The organism is Gammaproteobacteria bacterium (genome assembly GCA_003696665.1).
In the GTDB taxonomy this organism is placed as follows: Bacteria; Pseudomonadota; Gammaproteobacteria; order Enterobacterales.
Map to the genome: position 1 here is coordinate 1 of RFGJ01000395.1, position 1,090 is coordinate 1,090.

General features: G+C 47.3%; 2 protein-coding genes. One reads left to right on the forward strand and one right to left on the reverse strand.

All coding sequences use genetic code 11. From position 1 onward, the window contains the following. Positions 1 to 190: hypothetical protein (locus tag D6694_10100; GenBank protein RMH40373.1), on the forward strand; the 190-nt coding region annotated here is incomplete at its 5' end. A gap of 32 nt (positions 191 to 222) precedes the next feature. Here D6694_10100 and D6694_10105 read toward each other — a convergent pair. After that, on the reverse strand, positions 223 to 894 hold the full coding sequence (locus tag D6694_10105; GenBank protein ID RMH40374.1) for a hypothetical protein: 672 nt from the start codon (positions 892 to 894) through the stop codon (positions 223 to 225). Positions 895 to 1,090: the final 196 nt, after the last annotated feature.

Sequence of the window (1,090 nt, forward strand, 5' to 3'; positions counted from 1 at the left end):
CCTACAATCTTCAATATGCGTTTCATGGTTTTATATCCTTGCGTCCGATGACGCTTGTCAAATGCCGTTCGTTCCGATTGTGCGATGGCGGCCCAACGTAGGTTTCACCGGCAGCGGCGGCGCAGGCTACGCTCCACTGCCCACCCAGATGATTGCAGGCAAATCGCGCGCCGATTCACAAGCGGCGTAGCCGCTGTCCGGTGCAAACGGTGTTGGGCTGCTCTACAAATGCCCTTCATATTTCTCTCGCTGTTGTTCAAAGGAGAATTTAATTGTATCTGCAGACCTTTTTTCGCCTATCTGTAGAACTTTGTGTATGTAATACGACTGACTTACCCACGCGATAATAAAGGAAATGAATAACACTACTAGCACAATGGCTAGTTTTTGTAGCGGCAAGATGCTTCCCACCATAACACAAAATGACAGAGCATTTATCAGCAATATTACAGCTTCACCGCCACGAAATGACAGGAAAGGTACGTCCATTGCGGGTTTGTCGTCACCATATTCAAATGCGACGTATTGTGCAATTTGAGGGTTTTGTTCGACAAACCATAGTCGAATGCGCCCTGCTCGTCTAAATAGAATAATGGATGCACCAGCATCATCAACATTTTGTCGGAGTGTAAACAAACCAAGCAGCAAGATACCTGAAGCAGTAGCAAGTATGATTGTGTGAAAGTAGGATTGTAATGCCAAGTTGTTTGCCAGTTGGCTAACCCCAGCCAAAGCCGCTGCCACAATTATAAGTAAGAAATTAACGCGATTTGATTGGCTATTTTTGAATGCTATTGCCCGACTTTGCAGGGCATTGAATTCGGCTAAAAGGAAATCGGCAGATATTTTGAGACCGGCCTCGGCTAATTCTATTTTTTTTGTATCGTCACTCATATTGACCTGTCCTTAGCCCTTACGCTTCCAAGAGCTGCCCAACGTTGGTTTCACCGGCAGCGGCGTCGACTGCAAAATCACCACCGCCAACTCAAACCAAACTTTGCAATTCGCGCCCCAATTCGCACGCGGCGTAGCCGCTGTCCGCTGCACGCATTGTTGGGTGGCACTTCATGGTTTCGCAACCTGTTCTGTC

Bases quoted from the DNA above. Each gene is read 5' to 3' on its own strand.
- D6694_10105 (RMH40374.1), bottom strand. From the start codon at position 894: ATGAGTGACGATACAAAAAAAATAGAATTAGCCGAGGCCGGTCTCAAA.